Source organism: Vibrio sp. 10N.237.312.B06, from assembly GCF_041464685.1.
Taxonomy (GTDB): domain Bacteria; phylum Pseudomonadota; class Gammaproteobacteria; order Enterobacterales; family Vibrionaceae; genus Vibrio; species Vibrio tasmaniensis_A.
The window spans coordinates 1-20955 of the sequence record NZ_JBFSPI010000089.1 but is presented as its reverse complement, the minus strand read 5'-3'; the positions used below and the strand labels follow the sequence as shown (position 1 = coordinate 20955).

Genomic DNA, 20955 nt, shown 5'->3' with positions numbered 1-20955 from the left:
CAACGGTATGCTAAGAACAAAAATGCCGTTCACTCTTAAGTGAACGGCATTACTCACAATGTGAGGCCTTTGAATAGGCAAGGTGTTAATAGTTCAGGCGAGTGTTAATAGAACTAGTGAGAGCTATTAGAAATTAGCGTGAGGGCCAAAGACTTCGTAGTGGACGCGAGAACGGTCGACTTTAAGTGCATCTAGCTGTTCTACGATGTTCTTCATGAAGCCAACAGGACCACAAATGTAAAAATCGCTCTCTTCAAAGCCGTTGGTGTCAGAGATAGATGCTAGATCCATTTGACCTTGATGTGTGTTCTCACACGCAGATTCGCCTTTGTTCATGTACCACGTTTTCGCTTCCCAACCTTTATCGGCAACAATATCTTTAACGCGAGTCGTGAAAGAGTGTTGACCTACGTTTTCACAAGCGTGAAGGTACAGTACAGGTTCGTTTTTCTGCTGGTTGTTTAAGAACTCAAGCATTGATTGCATTGGTGTTACACCCACACCTGCAGAGATAAGCGTTACTGGCTTGCTACGCTCTTGATACATGAAGTCACCCGCTGGAGCATATAGGCTAACTTCATCACCGACAGCAACAGTATCGTGCATGTGATTAGATACTACGCCTTGAGTCTCTTGACCTTGGCCTTCACGTTTCACAGAAATTCGGTACTGCTTGCCGTTTGGCTTGTCTGATAGTGAGTATTGACGGATCTCGCTGTACTGAGCACCTTCAGGTTTCACTTCGATACCAATATATTGTCCTGGCGTATAATCCAGAACGTCACCGCCATCTTTTGGTTGTAGGATGAAGCTTGTTACTAATGCTGATTCTTCAATTTTATCTGCAATTACGAATGCACGTGCAGCTTCCCAACCACCAACAGCTTGCTTGCGCTGTAGGTAAAGTTCAGCTTCACGGTCGATGAATACTTGCGCTAAGAATAGGTAAGCCGCAGTCCACGCTTCTTCTACTTCTGGGGTGAATGCATCAGCAGCTAATTCACGCAGTGTTTCAATTAGGTGAAGACCAACGATTTGGTAATGGTCTGGTTGAATATTAAAGCTTGTGTGTTTCTGTGCAATACGCTCAACCGCTGAGGTTAACGCTGCTAGATTTTCGATGTTCTTTGCATAAGCCGCGATAGCTTCAAACAGTGCGACACCTTGGCGACCTGTTCTTTGGTGAGTCATATTGAAGATATCTTTCAATTCAGGGTTATGCGTGAACATGCGTTGATAGAAGTGTTGAGTTAAAGCAGGGCCTGCGCTTTCTAAAAGAGGAATCGTCGATTTGATGATGTTGATATGTAGATTGTTTAGCATTGATTTACTCCGAACACTTAGTCTTTTGACCTTTCATGTCAAATTGACTGATTTTATTTAAAGATGACTTTATATTAATTATTTCTCAATGAGCTCTTTGGCTACTATTTTTATGAGAATTACGTGGACTGATAAATTCGCATTAATTGATTCAAATCAATGATAGGTCAGATATTCAGTCATATAGACAACACGCAATGGACACATTGCACAAACGGTGCCAACATGCGAAAGCTTGTTGTGCCTAGCATCCCTTCAAAAACCCTCTTCAAACTTTAGTCAAAAAGACCTTTTTTTTATGTCATAAAGACTCTACCATGTATAAAAATACAAACAGTATGAGCCCTTTATGCAAGATATCTCAGCATCCACTCTCATGGAAATGACCATTGGTTTAGCCAGCGGTGTGAACGATCAAGACCGTTTCAATCGCTTAATCGATGCCATTCGTAAAACCATAACGTGTGATTGTGTCGCACTTTTAAGCCTTCAAGGCGACACGCTAGTACCCATCGCAATGCAAGGGCTCAGTCGAGATACATTCGGTCGCCGCTTTATTATTTCAGAACATCCACGTTTTGATGCGATTTGTGCATCGCGTTCTCCAGTTCGTTTTGATGCGGATAGCTCATTGCCTGATCCTTTCGATGGCTTACTGATCGACCACGACGGCGATTTGCCTATGCATGCCTGTATGGGTTTGCCTCTTCTTTTTGGTGACAAATTGTTAGGGGTACTAACCCTCGACAGCCTAAAACCTGATGTCTTCGCGAATATTCCTGCTCGGAACCTAGAAGTTCTCGCTGCTATTGCTGCCTCTACGATGCAAATGGCGATGACTTTCTCGCAACTTGAACATCAAGCGAAACAGTCAAAGCAATTACTGGAAGAGCTGAATGTTGAAGCGTGGGAACGTGACGGCGGCGAATTGATTGGTAATAGTGACACCATGGTCGCGCTTAAAAACGATATCGCGGTTGTCGCACCCTCTGAATTTAATATTCTGATTCATGGTGATACAGGTGTTGGTAAAGAGCTCGTTGCTCGAACCCTGCATCACCAATCGCAGCGTAAACGTAACCCACTCGTCTATGTCAACTGTGCAGCTATTCCTGAGAACTTGGTAGAGAGTGAACTATTTGGTCACGTTCGTGGCGCGTTTACTGGTGCAGACAAAAACCGCTTAGGTAAGTTTGCTCTAGCCGATGGCGGCACGCTATTCTTAGATGAAATTGGTGAATTGCCTTTAGCAGCACAAAGTAAGCTATTGCGTGCACTGCAAAACAACGAAATCCAACCTGTAGGCCAAGACAACATTCAAACTATTGATGTTCGTGTTTTAGCTGCAACCAACCGAGACTTAAAGCAAGAAGTTGAAGACGGTCGATTCAGAGCCGATTTATACCACCGATTGAGTGTGTACCCTATCGCAGTGCCAGCTCTGAAAGACCGAGGTGACGACATCAGCTTGCTAGCAGGCTTCTTCCTAGAACAGGCACGTCGTAAACTTGGTATCAACCAAGTTAAATTCCGCTCTGATGTACTGGTATTTTTAAACCGTTACGGTTGGCCAGGTAACGTACGTGAGCTTGAGCACGTGATTAGCCGTTCAGCACTAAAAGCATTAGCTCGTAGCACCAACAAAAACCTCGTGACAATCACTAAAGAAGATTGTGGCCCACTCGACCAAGATCAGCCTATAGCGACGACACAGGTAAAAAACACACCTTTATCAACACCAACGATCGACCTATCTGCAGGTTTACGTGGCGCTACCGATGATTTTCAACGCAGCATCATCACTGAGGTGTTGGAAGATGCCAACTTTAACTGGGCGCAAGCAGGGCGAGTTCTGAAAACAGACCGAGCAAACCTGACTCGACTGTCCAAACGTTTAGGGCTAAATGTGGCGAAGTCTCACACGATCGAACGGACAAAATAGATATTAGCGGTTTGTTGCGAGCATCTGACAAAACTTGTGTATATAATGCTGCAAATTGTAACGCTAATTTTAAATATGTAGAGAGAGTTATGAAGTTTATCCGTTGGTTTTTAGGTCGCGTCATCTTGTTGTTGAATTTTGTTTTCAGCCCACGCGGTGTGAAGCGTTCTCAAGAAGAACAAAGCAAAGTGAACGAGCAGGCAAAAACGCACACGTTGTACCAATTCGAGGCATGTCCATTTTGTGTAAAAGTACGACGCTCGATGAAACGTCAGTCTGTTCAGTTTGAACTTCGTGATGCAAAAAACAACGAACAACACCGTGCAGAGCTTGAAGCTGGCGGCGGTCGTGTGAAAGTTCCTTGTCTACGTATCGAGAAAGACGGTAAAACTGAGTGGATGTACGAATCTTCAGATATCGTATCTTACTTAGAAAGTCAGTTCGCATAAGCGGAAAAAGCAACACAAGCTAAATACAAAAAATCCCTCTTCATGAGGGATTTTTTGATGTCTGTAATCGATACGCTCTTTCGATTCAAAGAATCAAGCTTCTCGCATCTATTTCGCCACAATCAGCATCAACTCTACACGGCGGTTACAGGCTTTACCTTGTACTGAAGCGTTGTTACACGCGGGAACGTACTCACCGAAACCGCGGGTGTAAATAGCACGACTCGAAACATAGTTACTTTCTAAGCGAGCTTTCACTTCTTTTGCGCGCTGTTCAGAGAGCGGATCATTAACACGATCACTGCCTGTATTATCCGTGTGCCCTTCAATGACGACATCAATGTCTTGGCGTCGAGAAAGATAGCTGCCTAACGTGTCCAACCAATTGTTGTAAGCGGGTTCAGGAGATGTCGAACCTGTTTTAAAGTTCACATGCTGTACAAGCTTTACCATCACATGGTTGCCAGGTAAAACTTCAAAATCGATACGGTTTTGTCTTAAAAAGACTTCCAGTGGATCATTGGTCGAAACGCCACGTCCGTAGTTAGTGGTAATAGTTCCTTGCTGATGAGTGGTTTGAACCCCCCCCCATTCAGGGTACATAATGTCGTAATCAGTTTTCGGTGCAGTTTGTAACATATCCTCACCGAATAACCCCGTTGGTAACGTAGTTTCGCACCCAGCCAAAGCTATGCTTAACATTATCGCTAAATATCTCATTACTTCACCAACCACTTATGCAGATAAACCATTCACTAATGTCTATATCGGCACTGAGAGAAAAACTTTAGACAAAAACTTTATACGAAAAGAAAGCACGTCCAAAAAAAGTGTTTTTGATCACAGTTAATCGTCAACTCGCCTGTCATCGCCCGCCCGTTCCAACTGTTTGCATTTATTTACCTTATAATTGTTTTCCAATTCGTACTAAATAGTTAGAATCTCACGACTTCTCAACGCTAGAGCAAACATTATGTTTAAACCATTTACTAAATTCATCACAGCACTTGCTGCCGTACTGATTATCGCGGGTTGTAGTGAAACAGACGAGCCACAGAAAGGCGTTCAATACGAAGCGCTGCCTACTGCTCTAACTGAATTTAACCTGTCTCCGATCACTGAAATCTTCTCTCTAAATTGTGGTCACTGCCGTCAAATGGAAAGTGCAATTCCAGAGATCGAATCTCTAACAGACCAAACTATTGGCAAGATGCACGTTACGTTCAATGAAAGTGCTCAAATCAGCGCAATGATCTACTACACAGCAGTAATGCAACTTGATGCGACCCCTGACCACGCGTTCATGGACGACCTATTTGGTGCGGTTCAAATGGGTGCAGATGCGACTCCTGAACAACGTCAACAAGCTCTAGAGACTGCGTTCACTTCTCGTGGTCTGGTTAGCCCATACCAACTGAACAAAGAACAGCAAGTCGCTCTATTTGACTACGTAAAGAAAGCTGAAGAGATCTCGGTTAAAGGTCAAATCAACTCAGTACCAACATTTATCATCAACGGTAAATACCAAGTACTAACAGCAGGTCACCAAGATGTTCAAGGTATCGCAAAAACGATCAACTACCTTTTGACTCAGCCTTAACGGCTTTTCTCTATAAAAAATCAACAATAAATAGGTTTTACTATGTCTAAATTTATCATCCCGGTCATTGTCTTTATTTTGGCTGGCTTCATGATCTACCGCACTTGGATGAACCATAAATCTGGCGAAGAAAATATTGAACAAGGCCAACAATTCCTTATCGAAAACGGCGCTAAAGAAGGGGTTGTTACGACTGAAAGTGGTCTTCAATACCTAGTTCTTGAAGAAGGTACTGGTACAGAGCACCCAACTAAGAACAGCAAAGTAACGGTTCATTACCACGGTACACTTATCGACGGCACTGTTTTCGACAGCTCTGTTGATCGTGGTGAGCCAATCTCATTTGCTCTTAAACAAGTGATAAAAGGCTGGCAAGAAGGTTTGACTTACATGGTCGAAGGCCAAAAAGTTCGCCTGTTTATCCCAAGCCAATTGGCTTACGGTAAAGGTGGTTCAGGCCCTATCCCACCATCAGCAACTTTGATTTTTGATGTTGAGTTAATCTCTATCAAATAATTGAAGAGACTGATTTAAGCCCTAACATACGAGCTATGTTGGGGCTTTTTTATATGTGAAAGTTTGAATAGTTGAAGCCACTTTTGTAACGACGGAATATACCTCAAAAAGCCGAAGACTAGACGACTGGTCTAATTTAATTTATAGTAAGCCCATGAACGATAAAACGAACGACACACGCCTGCATGTTTTAGATGTTGGCTACCAATTAATAGTGAACAACGGCTTTAACGGCGTTGGCTTATCGCAATTGCTTAAAGAAGCGGATGTTCCAAAAGGATCGTTTTACCACTACTTTAAATCTAAAGAGCAATTTGGCGAGGCTCTGATCCAGCACTATTTTGAGACCTACATCAGCAGAGTTGAAACTATTTTGGTTCATGGTGAAGGCAACCATTACCAGAGAATTATCAGTTATTTCACTCGATGGTCACAGATTGAAAACGGTACTTGTAACGCTCATAAATGCTTAGTCGTTAAGCTCAGCGCCGAAGTTTCTGATCTTTCTGATCCTATGCGCCAAGCGCTATTGAAAGGTGCTGAGAAAGTGACGCATACCATCGAGCAGTGCATTGTCGGTGGTATTGATGATGGCTCGATAAAGGTTGAAGAGAGCCAAGAAACCGCTCAAAATCTATATTCTATGTGGTTAGGCGCAAGCTTATTAAGCAAACTAAGCCAGAGTTCACGTAGCTTAGAATCAGCTTTAAACCTAACCCAACAGATTTTAAAAGGTAAAAACTAACCACGTACTGTGTTTAGTCTTTACTAACGACAGATAACCCGCCCTCTTATCATTTGATGACGGCGGGATTTTTAGACAACAAGACTAGACGACTGGTCTAATTCTAAATAAACATAATATAAAATTAAGGATACCCAATGACTCAACAAGACAACCGCCGCATCGTATTGGCTTCTCGCCCAGTAGGCGCACCGACTCAAGATAACTTCCGTTTGGAGACAGTAGCCGCACCAACAATTAAAGACGGCGAGATGTTACTTCGCTCAGTTTACCTTTCTCTAGACCCGTACATGCGTGGCCGAATGAGCGATGCTAAATCTTACGCAGACCCTGTTGCGATTGATGAAGTGATGGTCGGTGCAACCGTGTGTCAGGTTGAAGAGTCAAACAATAGCGATTTTGAAGTTGGCGAATGGGTACTGGCTTACACCGGTTGGCAAGATCTTGGTGTGTCTGATGGTGAAGGCCTAATCAAACTAGGTAAAGAGCCAACACACCCTTCTTACGCACTAGGCATCATGGGTATGCCAGGCTTTACTGCGTACATGGGCTTACTTGATATCGGCCAACCTAAAGAAGGCGACACTCTAGTCGTTGCGGCTGCAACAGGTGCAGTAGGCGCAACCGTTGGCCAAATCGGAAAATTAAAAGGCTGTCGTGTCATTGGCGTTGCTGGTGGTCAAGAGAAATGTCAGTACGCGAAAGAAGTGCTTGGTTTTGATGAATGTATCGACCACAAAGCCGACGACTTCGCGGAGCAACTGGCTAAAGCATGTAGCAACGGCATCGACGTTTATTTTGAAAACGTTGGCGGCAAGGTGTTCGATGCGGTAATGCCGTTGCTTAACACTGGTGCTCGCATTCCTGTTTGTGGCCTTATTTCACAATACAATGCGACATCACTTCCTGAAGGCCCAGATCGCATGTCTAGCCTTATGGGCACTCTTTTGGTCAAGCGTATTAAGATGCAAGGTTTCATTATCTTTGATGATTACGCACACCGTTACAATGAGTTTGCTGTTCAAATGACAGAATGGTTGTCTCAAGGCAAGATGCATTACCGTGAGCACCTAATTGAAGGCCTAGACGAGGCGCCACAAGCATTCATGGGTCTATTGGAAGGCCAAAACTTCGGTAAGCTTGTTATCAAAACAAACGAAGCTAAATAAATTCAAAAACTGAACCAGTTAACTAGGTAAAATCATGATTACTTTGCATCACCTAAACAAATCTCGCTCAAAACGCATCATCTGGCTATTGGAAGAGCTTGGAGTAGATTACCAAATCAAACCATACCAACGAGACAGTGTAACGTTTATAGCGCCGCTAGAATTGAAGGCCGTTCATCCTCTTGGTAAATCTCCGGTTATTGAAGACGATGGCGTCGTGATCAGCGAATCTGGTGCTATCACCGAGTACCTAATCGACAAATACGGTCAAGGTAAGTTCGCACCAGTGCGCGGCACCGCTGACTACGTGGAATACTCACAGTGGCTTCACTTCGCTGAAAGCTCTGGTATTCTGCCAATGCTACTTAAAATCTTTGTGATGAAAGACGGTTGCGAGACTAATTTCCTTGGCGGCTACGCTGATGATGAAAACCAAAAGATCCTAACCTTTGTCAACGAAGCGCTTGAAGGTAAAACTTACCTTGTTGCTGATACTCTGACGGGTGCCGATTTCATGATGTCGTTCATCGTAGAAATCGTGGGTAACTTCGGTGCCACTGCGCTCTACCCTAACATTGCTAAATACGGTGATCTTTTAACGATCCACCCTGCTTACCAAAAAGCCGAGCAACTAGAGCTAGAACACTCGAACTGATCGAGTTTCAATCAAGCTCGGACGCGCTTCGGATAAGCACAAGCAACTAAATGAAGCCAAAGCCGATTTATCTTTCGCTTTGGCTTCTCATTTGCCTTCATTTCGACAACAATACCGAACTCTAACTGAACAGCCATAGAGTTTGATCTTCATGTCAGCAAACCTTGCTCAATACACACCACTGCACCTAAAAAACGACAATACGAATGTAGACTTACCGCTACCGACTCGTTTTACGTTTCCGTACTACTACACACCACATCCAACGTGTGAGTTTGCCATGCAGCAACTTCAGCAGTCGTTACTCGACTGCGGTGTGAATGAAACATCGCAAGGCAACCTCTACGCCGTGCTTCTTGTTCAGAACCCAACTACACAAGAGCTAGGTTACCTTTCTGCGTTTTCAGGTTTGCAGTTATATCCGTCTTTGGCCTCTCAGTTAAACAACATTAACTTTGTTCCATCAGCCTTCGATTCAGAACAGTTTCAATCTCACAACAGTGCAAACCTTGCTCGCCAATCGCAACTAGCGGATGACATTGAAAAACTACAACAGTCGCACAACCTAGACGCATTATTGGCTGAATTTGAAGAGTTAAAAATCGAATCAGCACAAGCTATCGAAGCCTTTCAATTAGCCATGGCAGCAAACAAATCTCAGCGTAACGAACTCAGAGAACAAGCCAATCAAGAAAAGGCATTGGGGAATCTAGAGTCAGCAGCGAATTTGCTCAAACAACTGGGCAATCAAAGCAGCCAAGAGAAACGCGACTTAAAAGCACTTAGAATCGAGTGGAAACAAAAGATCGCAGAACGCCAGTCGCAAGTTGATGCTATCGAAAGCGAACTCACGAGCCGCAAGCAAGAGTACCAAGCGATCTCAGCCGAATTAGAAGCGCAACGGTTGTCTCATTATCGCTTTAACAACCAAGCTCTCGAATCAAAGAACCTGCTTGAATTGTTAGATGGCAAAGACGCTCTTGAAGGCTCTGGCGACTGCTGCCTACCTAAGCTGCTTAATTTTGCTTTTGAACACGGCTTTCAGCCATTAGCATTGTCTGAGTTTTGGTGGGGATTGCCTCCAACGGCTGTCATTCGCCAGCACGCAAACCTGTACCCGGTTTGCCAAAGTAAAAGCTTCGAGATCCTCGACCACCAGCTAAACGGCATCGAATTAGAAGAGAACCCGCTTATCGTGAACCCTGCGGTTGGTAAGTCGTTTGATATTGTCTATGAAGATGACGAGATCGTGGTGGTGAATAAACCCGAGGAGTTCTTGTCGGTTCCTGGTAAGTTTATCGAAGACTCTGTTTATACCCGTATTAAAGCGCGTTATCCCGATGCAACAGGCCCTTTGATTATCCATCGATTGGACATGTCGACGTCAGGCTTATTGATCTTGGCGCTGACCGCAGAGTCCAATAAACACATCCAGAAGCAGTTCATTGATAGAACCGTAGAGAAACGATATACAGCTCTGTTAGATGGTGAAATCGACGGCAAATCTGGCGATATCAGCTTGCCCTTGCGCGGCGACATAACAGACAGACCAAGACAATTGGTTTGCCATGAACATGGACGTAATGCTGAAACTCATTGGGAAGCGGTCAGCACCAACAATGGCAAAACCAAGGTTCACTTGTACCCTAAAACAGGACGAACCCACCAGCTGCGCGTACACTGTGCTCACCCGTCAGGCCTTGGTGTACCGATTCGTGGTGACGACTTATACGGATACAAACGTGAGCGTTTACACCTTCACGCTGGCTACTTAAAACTGATTCACCCAACAACCGGTGAATGGATCGAGTTTGAAGTGCCTTCTGAGTTTTAAGCTGTTCTTATCCTGCTAAAACTATTACCGCACTAAAATTTTTGTTCCATAAAAGTTCTTGTCTCGTTAAACGAATCAGGGTTCTAAATCTGCTTGAGATATAGAACCCTGAAATTTAATTTTTTAATGTGCTTATCACAGCTCGGTAGCGTACTTTCGTTACTAACGTCAATGTTGCAGACACTTAACCCATTACATCCTTGCGCTGATCAACACATTCAAAAGAGGCCATTTCGAATTCACGACAGATCCAAGGTCGGTTTTCGTAAATAGTACACATCAGTGTTTCTCTATCTACAGCAGAACACCAACCGTCGTCGAGTCGCAACATCGTTTCGCCGCCCCATTCATCATAAGCGATATGCTCTTCAGGTACGCCTGTATCTGTGATGATCATAACCTCTAAACGGCAACAGCATGCCTGACAATTAGCACATGTTACTTCGGGTTCGGTTACGTTCTTTATCTCAATCGTCATAAGTGACTACGCTGCTAAATTTTGCGTATAGTAATCGAAACCGACCGCTACGGCTAATAAAGATAGTGCGGCGCAGTGTTTTGATTGATGTAGAAATAAAAATAGGCGCTGTGATTTACTCACAACGCCCATACTATTTATGGTTTTCCATCGCGACTTGTCGCCACTATCTCGCTTTACAACAGACTAGCCTCGATTTAGAACAGACTAGCAAAAAATAGCTTTACGTAGTCCATCAAGCGTTTGAACAAGCCGGCCTGCTCTACCGCTTCCAACGCGATCAAAGGTTGAGTTTGAACATCTTCACCATCAACGGTGTAATGAACAACGCCTAAGGTTTGGCCTTCTGAAATTGGGGCTTTCAGTTCAGATATTAGTTCAATCGATGCCGTTAACTTTTTACTGTCTGACTTAGGCAGCGTAATAAACGTATCTTCTGCAACGCCTAGCTTCAACGTATCTTGGGCACCAAACCACACCTTCTCTTCAGCGACTTCGTCACCGCCTTGATGAGGATTTAACGTATCGAAGAAACGAAAACCATAGCTCAACAATTGTTTGCTGTCTGACTCACGGCTCTTAACGCTTGATGCGCCCATCACAACCGCAATAAGTCTCATCTCACCTTGTGTCGCCGAACTCGCTAAACTGTAGCCTGCACCAGAGGTGTAACCTGTTTTCATGCCATCAACGGTCAAGCTTCTATCACGTAATAAGCCATTGCGGTTGTGTTGTGTAATCTTGTTGTAGCTAAACGAGCGTTCGCTGTATAAACCATACACATCCGGTAAATCGCGAATAATTGCACGGCCTAATAGAGCGATATCATAAGGCGTTGAATAGAGATCGTCTGCATCTAAACCATGTGCATTCGCAAAATGGGTATTTTCCAGTTTTAGCGAAGCTGCCCAAGAGTTCATCAAGTCAACAAATGCATCTTGTGAGCCTGCAACATGTTCTGCAATCGCAACACTCGCATCGTTCCCTGATTGAATAATCAAGCCACGGTAAAGATCCATCATCGCGACATCAGTGTTCACTTCGATGAACATTTTTGAAGAATCAGGGAAGTTTTTCGCCCATGCGTTTTCGCTGATTCGCACCTGATCATCAGCAGAGATGTTACCTCGTTTCATCTCTTGTCCAGCCACATAACTGGTCATAAGCTTGGTTAAACTCGCTGGGTTTAACTTAGTGTGTGCGTTTTTTTCTACCAGCACATCACCAGAGTTAAAATCAATTAACACATACCCTTTTGCGCCTAGGCTAGGTGGGCTTGGTACTATAGAAGGTGCCGCGACAGCATTATTCGTTACGATCGCTGCGTTACTTACAATGAACATACTTAATAGAGGGAGAGAGTATTTTGAGAACCGTTTCATTGAATCAAACCTAAGTTAACGTTTTGTTCAGTATAGACAAATGCTAGCAAAAGAAGCGCGAACTTTACGTTGCTTTACGTATTTGTACGGTTCGTTACAAATAAAAAAGTATAATCTGCGACCTGTTCGTTTTTTACACAAGAACGATTGACTCAATGAATACATTCAACACTTCGCTTTACCTCTCAGGCATACGTCTAAATAACATTTCAACAAAGCCCATAACCCGCTGTTTGCTTTCGCTCGGCTCTAAATCAGGTTGGATACCAGACTGCGCCAGTGCTTGCCACTGTATAACTTCCGAATTAGGAACAAAAAAAGCAATATACAAAGACCCTTTCTCGCTTACCTTTCCATCATCACTATAAAATGGCACACCTGTAGATAACTGAATCGCATCAAAGATCGATTCATCGTTCAGTTCAGATTCTTCAGCTAATCCAAAACCCACCACGACGTCACCAGCCCCGGATTTCAACTGATAACCTTTCAATGAAAGTTGTTCTTTAATCGCTTCGCGTACAAGATCAGTGACGACCGTCTTGTCATATTTTTCAGAAAGGTACACTTGCTCTGATTCGGGATGCCATGAGTACGTGACTACCCCATGTTTCATGAAATCAAAGTCACCACTGGTCACCACGCCATAATTGTGAGTTGGAGTCGTTTCGTTGGTTGTACACGCTGTCAGTCCAATCGCTATCAAAGCCAACAACGTGACTTTATTTACGCCTTTTGTTGCACATATGAATCGTTTTATCATTCGCGGCTTCCTTTCCTATACAAGAATAATTATCAATTTGACCTTCAACATAAACAGTAATTATATTAATAGAAAGATCATTAAACGTTTGCGTAATCGCTAACCTTCACTTCTACTCATTTTGGGGGTTTAACCACAGAAATAGACTCGGTATAGTAAACTTAGTTAAACATAACCAAACCATTCGGGGCACGGAGCTTCCTCAATCATCTCATGAAGAGAAGAATTGGTACCGATAAAGCATCGGCAAAATTAAGAGGGTCACACAATGGAATTCAATATGGTTGAAATTTTAGGTTACGCGGCATCTATTATGGTCGCAATTTCATTAACAATGAAAGATATCGTGCGTCTGCGTGTCCTTAACTTTGTTGGCTGTACTCTATTCACAGCATACGGCGTTATGATTGACGCATGGCCAGTGGTTGCAACCAACGGTTTCATCGCTTGTGTGAACATCTACTTCCTTGCAAAAATGCAAAAGGAAAAAAAAAATGAAGCGATGAAAGCAGCAAAAGCTTAGATTAACGGCTAGCACTTTCAAACAATTCTAAAAAAGCCCAAATAGAACGTTCTATTTGGGCTTTTTCATGCTTATCAGTTTTAGAAAACTTCAATTACAGACAATACGATATTGACTCTCTCTGTACACCTGTGTGTTATTGCGTCCATTCTTTTTCGCTTGATAAAGTGCTTTGTCAGCTTGGTCTATCGTGCCTTCTATGTGGAACAGTGCATTTGCATAGCGACACCCAACACTGACCGTTACAGGTAACACTAACCCCTCAATTTTTTCGACGCTACGCCTAAGCTCTTCCGACAACTCGTACAATTGATATTCATTGCAATCAAAAGTCACAAAGATAAATTCCTCACCGCCATAGCGAGCAATTAGACGATTTTCATTTGCAAATTGCTTCAATACTTTTACAACGGCGCAGATCACCCTATCGCCTTCAGCGTGTCCGTGTAGATCATTTACCGATTTAAAATGGTCAATATCTAGAAGAATGATACCAACACCTTTTAACGGATAAGGCGAACACTCTAAAATTCTCATCTTAACCTGAGAAATAAAGTCCCGCCGATTACTCAACCCCGTAAGATAATCTAAGTTAGCTACATCTAAGATCTTTAAATGACGGTGCCGCAGGTAAAGCACCAGAACAACAATGATGCTAAGCAAACTTATGATTAAGGTCATCAAGCTCACCAGCAACAAACTGTGGTTCTTATTGAACTCTTGCTCCAAAACTCCAGCAGAAATGATCCAATTCAGATATGGGTAGAACTTATAGAAAATGTTTTTGCTTGTCGTACCGTTTTCATCTGAAATTGAGTAACTAAAATGCCCTTCAGGCTCAGCAACGACCTTATCGATGAGCAACTCTGATGAATAACCAATTAAGGCTTTCAAGTGTTCGTGTTCAAAATTGGGTCGGAGGACTAGCTCGCCTTGCAAATCAACAATATATACATAACCACTATCGCCATATGAATACTTTCTTAGTTTATCTTTAAGCGCTTCGAGATCGACCAAGTACATGAGTTCATCTTTATAAGTGGTCGCCACCAATGTATTACCACTCGGTAGCCTCACTGAATACGCGACCTTCGCACGCTTGCCGACTTCATGTGGATTAGCATGAGAATACTGAGTCATTCCAGACTTTGAGGTCAGTTGCGTTTGAATATGGGTTAAATGCGCGCGATTTTGCCCTTGTAAAAACGGATGATACAGGTGGACACCTTGTGGTGACATCAAATAGATATAACCTGACTCTCCAATCACCAATTCGTTAGCAATTCGGATGACTTCTTTAACTTCTTGTTCTGGAGTGACACCTAGTGTGTGAGAAGCGACAGTATCAGTCACACCTTTGAGATAGGTTTTAATAGCTTCGTTAACGGTAGTATCTACGATGTCGTAGCTTGCGTTTACAATAGTACGGAAGAAGAATTGATTAGACTCTAAAAGTGATTCTTTGGTTCGGTTAAATTGAATAGCAGAGAGGACCAAAGATACGAGGGCCAACACGATGGAAAAGTTGAGGATATACTTACGTCTTACTTTCAAAATCACCTCATAGCTTTTAAATTTTAGGTAACGCTATTGTTTTTATAAGTAGATTGTTTTTATAAGTAGATTGTTTTATATCACATTTATCGATTTTACTGAACGATAGTCGATATTAATAGCGCTCTTCATGTGCAATCTGTGACTTATAGCAAAAACGCCGAACTGGATTCAGTTCGGCGTTTTGATTTTACGTTTAAATTGATAACTTAATTTATACTAAAGCCCTGATAAATCGACTTAAAAGCATTCGCATTTATTACCTATTACTACGCTCTATTGTCTATAAATACATTGCTTAGCATTAAATTAAGAGCACACTTTGGTCCAACTGCCGTCACTTCCCGGCTCGGCACTTGTCCACCAGTTTGCTTGGTAAACACTGCCGTTATGAACCACTTGGTCGCCCGTGTTTGCGTGGCTTGGGTTACCCGCCCAATCTTTCTGAGGTAAGTCGGGATATACAGCTAAACCCGCAGTATCGCATGTACCTGGGTTGGTACCGCCATCACCAGGATTACCGCCACCAGTACTGATATCACCCAGTGGTAGATCCGGCTGCTCAAAGCTAAATGCATAATCGACACTATTCACATTCACTGTATAGTTTGCAGGGCCAGAAATTGGCAAGTAATAAACCATATCGAGTTCATACACACCACCAGCAGGAAGCTCTTTCCATGCAGGTAATGTAAACGCTACTCTGTGCATCGGACCATCTAGACCACCAATATTATTGGCACGAGTGTGACCAGAAGCAATCACAGACAAACCACCGCCCGATTGATCTTTTGCGTTATCAGGTGCAGACACTGGGATATCGAACTGGAACTCAGTACCACCAGGAAGCGCTTGACCTGTATTGTTTGTAAACGTGATCTTAGGGTTAATTGGATAGTTTTGATCACCGACTTTGAAGCCACCTACAGAAACAGTAATATCTAATGCTTCCGTTGGGATAGCACCCGTTGCAACCTTGTTTCCATATGGAGTAGCTGACTTAAACTTATCGTAGATAGCTTTCGTCATAGTGTTACCCATATGGAACTCACCGTTTCCGCTATTACACGCCTGTTCGGTTGTATCGATTGAAGTTCGGTTACCGTTCGCATCGAGTACGTAACAGTTGTAATCCCCTGCTAGTTCCCAGAACATGATGCCACCGATTTCTTTGTCGATAACGTAATCGGCTTTCACATCGATAGAATCTTTATCTTCCGTTGAAAGGAATACGCCCTTCTCTGCGTTCCACAACCAAGGAGCAACAGCCACGCTGTCATAGTTACGCGTGTAAGTCCCCATTAGAACATCTGAAGGATCGTTAACAGGATCAAGCTTGTAAGCTGCTGCATAAGAACCCCAAATGCCTTTCTCTAAGTTCTTCGCATGCCACATTGGGTTTGAACCTGCACCCATTTCGTTGCCTTTCGGATCAGTATCGTGCCACATGTTATCGATACCAATTGCGCCATGGCCACAGTTGTTCTTCTCGCCTTCACCAGTACCTGCTGAACATTCAGCTTGGTTTGGCAGTGCTGCTCGGCCCCAAAGACCATTCTCACCACCAGTTACACCTTGCCAACCACGTGTGTAGTAAGGCACACCGATGTTAATACGACCTGCTGGCATAGAACCACGGAAGTAGTGGTAGGCCCAATCCGTATTCAGGTAACCGATACCGCCGTAAGCCGCTGTGCCGTATACGTTCCACTGTGCTAACTCTGAATCTTTACCTGTATCAAACAACGCAGCGTTATGGCCTACGTGATCGTTCCACGCACCGTGAAGGTCATAAGACATGATATTTACGTAATCGAGATATTTGGTTACATCGAATGTTTCCATACCACGCAGTAGGTAACCCGAAGAAGGCGCCGCGATCGTTAACATGTAGTGATTGCCATCTTGCGCAGAGGCTGCATCAAGCTTCTCACGCAACACTTTCATCAACACTTGGTAAGAAGCCCATAGGTATTGACGACGAGGTTCCATAAAGTCTTTATCGTACGGATTACCTGCGCCCGCCATTGACGTCGGGTATTCGTAATCGATATCTAGACCATCGAACTGGTATTTACGAAGCATTTCAACCGCTGAAGTTGCGAATGTTTCGATACCTTGATGGTTAATAGAACCGTCAGCATTGGTCGTCATGGTATAGAAACCACCATCAGCCACTCGGCTACCATCAGTGGCGAAGTGGCCACCGGTCTCCGCCCAACCACCGATTGAGATTAAAGTCTTAACATCGTGTTTTTTCTTCGCTGTCGCTAATGCACCGAAGTGACCTTTGAAGCCTAATGCTGGGTCAACTTCCACGCCCGGCCACTCTTTACCAACCGCTGCGTTGTTCGGATCGTTCACATCACCCACGTTTACTTTGCCATCTGAGCCGATGCTCACGAAAGCATAGTTAATGTGTGTGAGTTGTTCCCAAGGAATGTCATTTACTAGGTAAGCAGCTTGTGGGTCATCCCCTGCACGCCAGCTGGTGAAGTAACCAATGACACGACGTGGGTGATCCGCGCCCATTTTCTCACGGCCTTCATCATCGTAAATCGTACAATAAGGAACATCGACACCTTGAGTTTGATACAAGCCATCAGGTCGACAAGTGCTCACCGTTGGTACGCCATTCACCGTCAAAGAAGCCAGCGCTGAATCTGTCGTTGCGCCTTGATTGTCAGTCGCTTTTGCGTAAACCGCTAAAGAACCCGCTTGAGTGGTTGTGTAGTTAAGCGTGTATGGGCTTGTCGCAGCCGTTCCGACTAAAGAACCTGCCACATAAAAATCGACCTTATCAACCGTACCATCGCTGTCTGTTGCCGTTGCGGTCAGCGTTACCACACCACCAACATCAACCGAAGATGCAGAAAGCGCAACCGATACTGTCGGCGCTTCATTTCCAGGTGTAACTGAATCGACAGAAATAGAGACCGCGCTCGCTAAGCTAGCCGCGCCTTCATTGTCTGTAGCAACAACCGAAACCTGATGGCTACCAGACGTTGCAGCCCAAGCCGCTTCGAAAGGTGCAGCTGTTACAACCGCAACTGAAGTTCCATCAATGAAGAATTCAACCGAGGTAACACTGCCGTCAGAATCTAGCGCCGTTGCTCTCAACACCACGTTATCGCCTTCAGTGATTATGTCAGAGGCTGATGGAGTCGTTAACGAAGCCGTTGGCACTTCATTGGGCGTACCACCACCGCTACACACATCAACCTTCTTCCATTGTGCATGGTCACCTTCGAATTGGTTTGGGTTGTTATTTTGATTCCAATAATTGGCTTTGTAAGCACTACCGTCATGTGAAACTTGATCGCCGCCGGTGTAAACCGTGGCAGGATCCCACGCTTCTAACGTTGAGCAATCCACAGCCGCATAGCTATTGAAAGCCATTAAGCATGACGCAGTGAGAGTACTGAGTGTAAAAACCTTTTTGGCCACTCGTCCTTGATTTAGGTGCATGTTTGCAGTCCCTTAAGTTGTTGTTTTAAGATATTTAAAGTAAATGACACTTTTTTTGCCACTTAAATTCCTTCGCAAAACAACTGTAGGTAACAGTGCCAATTAAACACCTAAAATATTTACTATTTATAAAATGACTCGCATTAATTTGTTTATAGCATGCAATGATTCGACACTTATTTTGCACCAACAACTAATATTAATTTATTTCGGAAAGCTAAAAAAATAATGTCTCAAAAGTCAGAAATGTGATTTGAGTTTGAGAAAAATTCGTATCAAAACTAACCAAAAAGTAGGGAATTCTTGGCGATTTGGGATTATTTTATGAAATCGCCCACTTTTTGATTACAAATATGTTAGTATCAGCGGCTTTTTTGACGAGCCTCACATTTTTATCCGAATGTGGGAGAAATACATAGGCTTGAAAGAGCCAAATATAGCGAAGAAATAATGTCCAACTTGACGCAAGTCGCCAACGAAAACATCAACGCAGAATCTACTTCTATCGATTTCAATAGAGCTCAATCTTTGGGTGAAAAGCTGGAACTCGGAAACCCAGTCTTTTGGCTGAGTGGCAGTTTCCTGACCCTCTTTGTCATCCTTGCTTTCACCAACACCTCCGTATTGTCCGAACTTGTCAACATCGGCTTTAGTTACTCAACTAAATGGTTCGGTGCTTTCTGGCAAGTCCTACTACTACTCAATTTCATTATCGGTTTAGTGCTTGCACTAAGTCGCACAGGCCATGTTCGTTTAGGGAAGCTTGCCCTACCAGAAATGACCACGTTTAAATGGATGTCTATCGTCCTATGTACACTCCTTGCGGGTGGTGGCGTGTTCTGGGCAGCTGCAGAGCCAATTGCTCACTTTGTTTCAGCTCCACCGCTGTATGGCAATGCAGACCCTCAAGCGATGGCATTCAATGCACTATCACAATCTTTCATGCACTGGGGTTTCCTTGCATGGGCTATCTTAGGTGGTCTCTCTTCGATTGTGCTTATGTACTTGCACTACGAAAAAGGCCTTCCTCTTAAGCCACGCACCCTGCTTTACCCAGTACTGGGCGACAAGGCAATCAACAGTTGGATTGGTAACGTCGTTGATGCGTGCAGCATTGTGGCAGTAGCCGCAGGTACAATCGGCCCTATCGGCTTCCTTGGCCTACAAATCAGCTACGCGCTGAGCGAACTGTTTGGGATTTCTGATAGCTTTGCTACCCAAAGCGTCGTTATTCTATTCGCTATTGCAATGTACACGCTGTCGGCATTAAGTGGTCTAAGTAAAGGCATCCAACTGGTAAGCCGTTACAACATCATCTTATCGGTGTGCCTAATCGTTTACATTCTCCTTGTTGGCCCAACCAGCTTTATCATTGATGGTTACCTACAAGGCATCGGTGAAATGGTCGACAACTTTATCCCAATGGCGCTATACCGCCAAGATACTGCGTGGCTAGGTGGCTGGACTGTATTCTTCTGGGGTTGGTTCTTAGGTTATGGCCCAATGATGGCGATCTTCATTGCTCGTATCTCACGTGGCCGAACTATTCGCCAAATGATCGTTTCTATCAGCATCGTTGCACCGCTTGTGACTTGTTTTTGGTTCAGCATTGTTGGTGGTAGTGGCTTAGCGTTTGAATTAGAGAACCCAGGCGTAATATCTAGCGCATTCGAAGGTTTCAACCTTCCAGCTGTACTACTGGCTATTACTTCGCAACTACCGTTCCCGACTCTGATTGCAATCCTGTTCCTTATCCTGACGACCACGTTCATTGTGACCACAGGTGACTCAATGACCTACACCATCAGTGTAGTAATGACTGGTACTACAGAACCTAACTCAGCAGTTAGAACGTTCTGGGGCGTCATTATGGGGGCAGTGGCTATCGCGCTTATCTCAATGGGCTCTGGCGGCATCTCAGCTCTGCAGTCGTTCATTGTGATCACTGCCGTTCCTGTTTCGTTTATCTTGCTGCCATGTCTATGGCATGCACCGAAGATCGCGAAGCAGATGGCAAGAGATCAAGGTCTCGCTTAATACCTAATCCGATTTAGTGTTCTACGCTATCGACTTTATTAATAGTTATGTCTACTAGCGCTTGTATCTACCGAGATTTCGGCTTATTGAAACTTTTCACCAGCAGCAACCATGAATGACATCTCAACCAATAGTTCAGGGTTAGCGAGTTCTGCTTTCACGCACGCACGGCTTGGCGCGCAGCCTTCAGGGAACCACTCTTCCCACACTTCATTGAGTGCATCAAAGTTAGCGAAATCCGTTAGGTAAATAGTCACTGACAATACACGAGATTTATCGCTGTCTACCAAACTCATCATTTCTTCAGCTTGTTCGAAGATTTGCTGAACCTGATTCTTAATTCCTGCCGTTGTATCCGTCTCTGGTACTTCAACAAAGCTTGCAATACCGTTAAACACAGTCACATCAGACCAACGCTTGGTCGGATTAATTCTATGAATTTTCACAGGTTATACTCTTCTTATAGTTAAATGACCTCCGGCGGAGCCGGAGGCTTATTGGGTGACGCCCTCTAAGG

General features: G+C 43.9%; 18 protein-coding genes. 10 read left to right on the top strand and 8 right to left on the bottom strand.

Going from position 1 to position 20955, the window contains the following annotated elements:
- Positions 1–126 precede the first annotated feature (126 nt).
- Positions 127–1323 carry an NO-inducible flavohemoprotein gene (gene hmpA / locus AB6C75_RS19230; protein WP_372108745.1) on the bottom strand — a complete coding sequence of 399 codons (1197 nt, stop codon included), beginning with the start codon at positions 1321–1323 and terminating at the stop codon, positions 127–129.
- Positions 1324–1672: 349 nt separating this feature from the next.
- Here hmpA and norR point away from each other — a divergent pair, with 349 nt between their 5' ends.
- Positions 1673–3265 (top strand): nitric oxide reductase transcriptional regulator NorR, encoded by a 1593-nt coding sequence (gene norR, locus AB6C75_RS19225; RefSeq protein ID WP_009845485.1) that lies wholly within the window; start codon positions 1673–1675, stop codon positions 3263–3265.
- 89 nt (positions 3266–3354) lie between these two features.
- The gene (locus AB6C75_RS19220; protein WP_372108743.1) at positions 3355–3714 is read left to right on the top strand and encodes a glutaredoxin family protein; all 360 of its coding nucleotides are present in this window, start codon (positions 3355–3357) and stop codon (positions 3712–3714) included.
- 108 nt (positions 3715–3822) lie between these two features.
- On the opposite strand, the gene AB6C75_RS19215 is transcribed toward AB6C75_RS19220, so the two are convergent.
- Complete coding sequence (locus AB6C75_RS19215; protein ID WP_372108741.1) at positions 3823–4416, bottom strand: OmpA family protein; 594 nt, start codon at positions 4414–4416, stop codon at positions 3823–3825.
- 271 nt (positions 4417–4687) lie between these two features.
- On the opposite strand from AB6C75_RS19215, the gene AB6C75_RS19210 reads away from it, so the two are divergent.
- From AB6C75_RS19210 to AB6C75_RS19185, 6 genes are all read left to right on the top strand, one after another.
- Complete coding sequence (locus AB6C75_RS19210; protein ID WP_099165583.1) at positions 4688–5314, top strand: thioredoxin domain-containing protein; 627 nt, start codon at positions 4688–4690, stop codon at positions 5312–5314.
- A gap of 42 nt (positions 5315–5356) precedes the next feature.
- Positions 5357–5830: an FKBP-type peptidyl-prolyl cis-trans isomerase gene (locus AB6C75_RS19205; protein WP_012600489.1), complete on the top strand. Its 474-nt coding sequence runs from the start codon at positions 5357–5359 to the stop codon at positions 5828–5830.
- A 154-nt stretch (positions 5831–5984) separates the two neighbouring features.
- Positions 5985–6575 (top strand): TetR/AcrR family transcriptional regulator, encoded by a 591-nt coding sequence (locus AB6C75_RS19200; RefSeq protein ID WP_009845490.1) that lies wholly within the window; start codon positions 5985–5987, stop codon positions 6573–6575.
- 137 nt (positions 6576–6712) lie between these two features.
- Complete coding sequence (locus AB6C75_RS19195; protein ID WP_372108739.1) at positions 6713–7744, top strand: NADP-dependent oxidoreductase; 1032 nt, start codon at positions 6713–6715, stop codon at positions 7742–7744.
- Between the two features lie 34 nt (positions 7745–7778).
- Positions 7779–8399 (top strand): glutathione S-transferase family protein, encoded by a 621-nt coding sequence (locus tag AB6C75_RS19190; RefSeq protein WP_372108737.1) that lies wholly within the window; start codon positions 7779–7781, stop codon positions 8397–8399.
- Between the two features lie 151 nt (positions 8400–8550).
- Positions 8551–10233 (top strand): pseudouridine synthase, encoded by a 1683-nt coding sequence (locus tag AB6C75_RS19185; RefSeq protein ID WP_372108736.1) that lies wholly within the window; start codon positions 8551–8553, stop codon positions 10231–10233.
- 184 nt (positions 10234–10417) lie between these two features.
- On the opposite strand, the gene AB6C75_RS19180 is transcribed toward AB6C75_RS19185, so the two are convergent.
- The 3 genes from AB6C75_RS19180 to AB6C75_RS19170 all read right to left on the bottom strand — a co-directional run bounded on the left by AB6C75_RS19180 (position 10418) and on the right by AB6C75_RS19170 (position 12856).
- A complete protein-coding gene (locus tag AB6C75_RS19180) occupies positions 10418–10711 on the bottom strand; it encodes a YkgJ family cysteine cluster protein (RefSeq protein ID WP_012600484.1) in 294 nt (97 codons plus the stop codon).
- A 197-nt stretch (positions 10712–10908) separates the two neighbouring features.
- A complete protein-coding gene (locus AB6C75_RS19175) occupies positions 10909–12093 on the bottom strand; it encodes a D-alanyl-D-alanine carboxypeptidase family protein (RefSeq protein ID WP_122046317.1) in 1185 nt (394 codons plus the stop codon).
- Between the two features lie 178 nt (positions 12094–12271).
- Complete coding sequence (locus AB6C75_RS19170) at positions 12272–12856, bottom strand: DUF4136 domain-containing protein (protein ID WP_372108733.1); 585 nt, start codon at positions 12854–12856, stop codon at positions 12272–12274.
- Positions 12857–13124: 268 nt separating this feature from the next.
- Between AB6C75_RS19170 and AB6C75_RS19165 the strand changes: the two genes are divergently transcribed.
- Positions 13125–13379, top strand: coding sequence for a YgjV family protein (locus tag AB6C75_RS19165; RefSeq protein WP_009845500.1), 255 nt, complete (start codon positions 13125–13127; stop codon positions 13377–13379).
- Between the two features lie 90 nt (positions 13380–13469).
- Here AB6C75_RS19165 and AB6C75_RS19160 read toward each other — a convergent pair whose 3' ends face one another.
- Together AB6C75_RS19160 and AB6C75_RS19155 are read right to left on the bottom strand one after the other, a co-directional pair.
- Positions 13470–14933, bottom strand: a complete 1464-nt coding sequence (locus AB6C75_RS19160; protein ID WP_372108731.1) for a diguanylate cyclase domain-containing protein — start codon at positions 14931–14933, stop codon at positions 13470–13472.
- 309 nt (positions 14934–15242) lie between these two features.
- Complete coding sequence (locus AB6C75_RS19155) at positions 15243–18401, bottom strand: chitinase C-terminal domain-containing protein (RefSeq protein WP_372108730.1); 3159 nt, start codon at positions 18399–18401, stop codon at positions 15243–15245.
- A gap of 450 nt (positions 18402–18851) precedes the next feature.
- On the opposite strand from AB6C75_RS19155, the gene AB6C75_RS19150 reads away from it, so the two are divergent.
- Complete coding sequence (locus tag AB6C75_RS19150; RefSeq protein ID WP_009845503.1) at positions 18852–20438, top strand: BCCT family transporter; 1587 nt, start codon at positions 18852–18854, stop codon at positions 20436–20438.
- Between the two features lie 83 nt (positions 20439–20521).
- On the opposite strand, the gene AB6C75_RS19145 is transcribed toward AB6C75_RS19150, so the two are convergent.
- Positions 20522–20884: a RidA family protein gene (locus tag AB6C75_RS19145; protein ID WP_017101776.1), complete on the bottom strand. Its 363-nt coding sequence runs from the start codon at positions 20882–20884 to the stop codon at positions 20522–20524.
- Positions 20885–20955 lie beyond the last annotated feature (71 nt).